A 5,132-nucleotide genomic window follows, 5' to 3' on the forward strand; every position below is an offset into this window, starting at 1 on the left:
CAAGTCACTGTATAATCTGTTGTTACGGTCGGACTAACGGTAATCGAACTCGTTGTGCCGCCATTTGACCAGGCATAAGTTCCTGTACAACCACTTGCTGTCAAGGTAGCTGAACCGCCTGAACAAATCGCTGTTCCTCCTGTTACCGTTGGTACTGGTGGTATTGGGTTTACTGTCACTGTCGCTTTCGCTGAACTTGCACTGGTACAACCGCTTACTGTACAAGTCACTGTATAATCTGTCGTTACAGTCGGACTTACGGTAATTGAACTCGTAGTTCCTCCATTTGACCAGGTATAAGTTCCGGTGCAACCACTCGCTGTTAAAGTAGCTGATTCACCTGAACATATCGTCTTGCCTCCTGTTACAGTCGGTACTGGTGGTATTGAATTTACTGTCACTGTCGCTTTCGTTGAACTCGCACTGGTACAACCGCTTACTGTACAAGTCACTGTATAATCTGTCGTTACAGTCGGACTTACGGTAATTGAACTCGTTGTGCCGCCATTTGACCAGGCATAAGTTCCGGTACAACCACTCGCTGTCAAGGTAGCTGACTCTCCTGAGCAAATTGTCTTACCTCCTGTTACTGTTGGTACCGGTGGTATTGGATTCACTGTAATCGTTCCACTTCCTGAGCTTGCACTCGTACAACCGCTGATCTTACAGGTTACTGTATATGTCGTTGTAGTCGTTGGACTTACTGTAATTGAGCTTGTAGTTCCACCATTCGACCAGGCATAAGTTCCCGTACAACCACTCGCTGTTAAGGTAGCTGATTCACCTGAACATATCGTCTTGCCACCTGTTACTGTTGGTGTCGGTGGTATTGAATTTACTGTCACTGTCGCTTTGGCTGAGGATTCACTTATACAACCACTTACTGTACAAGTCACTGTATAATCTGTCGTTACTGTCGGACTTACTGTAATTGAACTTGTTGTGCCGCCATTTGACCAGGTATAAGTTCCTGTACAACCACTCGCTGTTAAAGTAGCTGATTCGCCTGAACAAATCGTCTTGCCTCCTGTTACCGTTGGTGTCGGTGGTATTGAATTTACTGTTACAGTAGCTTTCGTTGAACTTGCACTCGTACAACCGCTCACTGTACAAGTCACTGTATAATCTGTCGTTACAGTCGGACTTACTGTAATTGAACTTGTTGTACCTCCATTCGACCAGGCATAAGTTCCCGTGCAACCACTCGCTGTCAAGGTAGCTGACTCTCCTGAGCAAATTGTCTTACCTCCTGTTACTGTTGGTACCGGTGGTATTGGGTTTACTGTAATTGTTCCGCTTCCTGAACTTGCACTTGTACAACCACTAATCTTACAGGTTACTGTATATGTCGTTGTAGTTGTTGGACTTACTGTAATTGAACTCGTTGTACCTCCATTTGACCAGGCATAAGTTCCGGCGCAACCACTCGCTGTTAAAGTAGCTGACTCACCTGAGCAAATTGTCTTACCTCCTGTTACCGTTGGTGTCGGTGGTATTGAATTTACTGTAACTGTCGCTTTCACTGAACTTGCACTCGTACAACCACTTACTGTACAAGTTACTGTATAATCTGTTGTTACTGTCGGACTAACTGTAATCGAACTCGTTGTACCGCCATTTGACCAGGCATAAGTTCCGGTGCAACCACTTGCTGTTAAAGTAGCTGAACCGCCTGAACAAATCGCTGTTCCACCTGTTACCGTTGGTACTGGTGGTATTGAATTCACTGTTACAGTAGCTTTTGTTGAACTCGCACTGGTACAACCACTTACTGTACAGGTCACTGTATAATCTGTTGTTACTGTAGGACTAACCGTAATTGAACTTGTTGTGCCGCCATTCGACCAAGTATAGGTTCCTGTACAACCACTCGCTGTTAAAGTAGCTGAACCGCCTGCACAAATCGCTGTTCCACCTGTTACCGTTGGTACTGGTGGTATTGGATTTACTGTTACAGTCGCTTTGGTCGAACTTGCACTGGTACAACCACTTACTGTACAAGTCACTGTATAATCTGTTGTTACGGTCGGACTAACGGTAATCGAACTTGTTGTGCCGCCATTTGACCACGCATAAGTTCCGGTGCAACCACTCGCTGTTAAAGTTGCTGACTCACCTGAGCAAATCGTCTTACCTCCTGTTACTGTTGGTACCGGTGGTATTGGATTCACTGTAATTGTTCCACTTCCTGAGCTTGCACTCGTACAACCACTGATCTTACAGGTTACTGTATATGTCGTTGTAGTCGTTGGACTTACGGTAATTGAACTTGTAGTTCCGCCATTTGACCAGGTATAAGTTCCTGTACAACCACTCGCTGTTAAAGTAGCTGATTCCCCTGAACAAATTGTCTTACCTCCTGTTACTGTCGGTACTGGTGGTATTGGATTTACTGTTACTGTCGCTTTTGCTGAACTTGCACTCGTACAACCACTTACTGTACAAGTCACTGTATAATCTGTCGTTACGGTCGGACTTACGGTAATCGAACTTGTTGTGCCGCCATTTGACCAGGTATAAGTTCCTGTACAACCACTCGCTGTCAAGGTAGCTGAACCGCCTGAACAAATCGCTGTTCCACCTGTTACCGTTGGTACTGGTGGTATTGAATTCACTGTTACGGTCGCTTTCGCCGAACTTGCACTGGTACAACCACTTACTGTACAAGTTACTGTATAATCTGTCGTTACGGTCGGACTAACGGTAATCGAACTTGTAGTTCCGCCATTTGACCAAGTATAAGTTCCTGTACAACCACTCGCTGTTAAGGTAGCTGAACTACCTAAACAAATCGCCTTACCTCCTGTTACAGTCGGTACTGGTGGTATTGGATTTATCACCACAGCCACAGTCGCTGTTCCGTTACAACCACCTGAACCTGAAACCGTTACAGTATACACACCCTCATTCGCCTCAGTAACATTTAATATTTCTGGATTTTGCAATGTTGAAGTAAAATTCGAGCCTGCAGGTCCTACCCAGCTATAATTTGTTCCGCCAGATGCTTGTAATACTAATTTCGCTCCTGCACATAGTGGGCTATTTGCCGTTGCAACCGGTTCCGGTTTCGTATTGAATATTGCTGTAACTGGGGTTCTATCACCAGGTTTTGTCTCACAACCTACTGTATTATCTTTACAACCAACATAATAAGTTGTTGTTTGAGATATTGTTACCTGATAACTATTACCACTATATAATAATGTCGTACTGGCCTGACTGGCATACCATTGAGGAGTCTGACCTGATGGGCAGGTAGCAGTTAACGTCAATGAACCTGAATTATTTGGTGTTCCCTGAGTACAAATATTTACATTTCCACTAAACACCTGATAATGTTCCTCTCCTGCTACATGCTCGTAGGTTTTAGCTACAACCTGTCCTTCGATATTACTTGAACTCGTTTTGGTCACCGAAGCATTTGGCGCAAATATTGTCCCAATCAGCGTTCCTGTATTAATATTTACACTTGTTGCATTATAGAAGTTGTATAAAATATAACGACCGTCTGTATTCTGTAATGATCCGATCTGATTAAATGTTGTATTCCAATCGAAAGCTCCTCCGCTTATATCCACATTAATAATCAATGGTGAGCTAGCTGTCGGGGCATTCTGGAAATTCAATTCAGTATAACTTTTTAGCTGGGCTCCTGTTACATTTAATACATTAGTTTGACCTGATGCAATTGTAATTTTAGGTTTATCAGAACCATTACTAAAATTCAATGTAACATTATTTGTAGCTCCGCTCATTGTTACTGCGCTGGCACGCATCGTTGTAAACGCCCCGGCTACATCAACAAGGCCTGATTGGAATACTGTATTTACAGGCTGTGGTGTTTGCAAATTAATTAAAGGATAGGTTGATACATTCTTAGTTACATCAAATACTCTGGTATTCCCCTGACTATTTGAAACAGCTGATCCCGTCTGATCTCCTACTTTTACAAATCCGGACTGATTTACATTAATTCCACCACTGGTATAGAATACCCTTCCTCCAATTAACAAATGTGTCGGACGACTATCTCCAGGAGCTGTAAATGTTCCCTGATAATTATTAGATACATCATAGCTACCGTTGATTGTAAAATCCCCACCAGTTAATATCGGACCATGAGAGTCGCCGGATTTCACCGTAGTATTTCCTTCAACAAATACATTAAAATTCAATACCGGGCTGGTTGGGCTACCTGTTACACAACTTGATCCACCTGTTCCACAAATAGATCCTCCCTGAACATTACCACTACCTGGAGCTGAAGGAATATCTTTTACGGTCACAGTCGCTTTAGTCGAACTCGCACTGGTACAACCACTTACTGTACAAGTCACTGTATAATCTGTCGTTACGGTCGGACTAACGGTAATCGAACTTGTAGTTCCGCCATTTGACCAGGTATAAGTTCCCGTACAACCACTCGCTGTTAAAGTAGCTGACTCACCTGAACAAATTGTCTTACCTCCTGTTACTGTTGGTACCGGTGGTATTGGATTCACTGTAATTGTTCCGCTTCCTGAGCTTGCACTCGTACAACCACTGATCTTACAGGTTACTGTATAAGTCGTTGTTGTCGTCGGACTTACTGTAATCGAACTTGTAGTTCCACCATTTGACCAGGTATAAGTTCCCGTGCAACCACTTGCTGTTAAAGTAGCTGATTCACCTGAACAAATCGTCTTGCCACCTGTTACTGTTGGTGTCGGTGGTATTGAATTCACTGTCACTGTCGCTTTTGTCGAACTCGCACTCGTACAACCACTTACTGTACAGGTCACTGTATAATCTGTCGTTACGGTCGGACTAACGGTAATCGAACTCGTTGTACCGCCATTCGACCAGGCATAAGTTCCTCCGGTGCAACCACTTGCTGTTAAAGTTGCTGAACCGCCTGAACAAATCGCTGTTCCTCCTGTCACTGTTGGTACTGGTGGTATTGGGTTTACTGTTACAGTCGCTTTCGCTGAACTTGCACTCGTACAACCACTTACTGTACAAGTTACTGTATAATCTGTTGTTACGGTCGGACTAACGGTAATCGAACTTGTTGTGCCGCCATTTGACCAGGTATAAGTTCCCGTACAACCACTCGCTGTTAGAGTAGCTGACTCACCTGAGCAAATTGTCTT

At 43.8% G+C, this 5,132-nt stretch carries 1 protein-coding gene; it reads right to left on the bottom strand.

The window, feature by feature from the left end:
- Positions 1–5,132: choice-of-anchor A family protein (locus BM179_RS24905; RefSeq protein ID WP_143095322.1), on the bottom strand; the 5,132-nt coding region annotated here is incomplete at both ends.

Origin of the sequence: Pseudarcicella hirudinis, assembly GCF_900115665.1 — a bacterium.
Taxonomy (GTDB): Bacteria; Bacteroidota; Bacteroidia; order Cytophagales; family Spirosomataceae; genus Pseudarcicella; species Pseudarcicella hirudinis.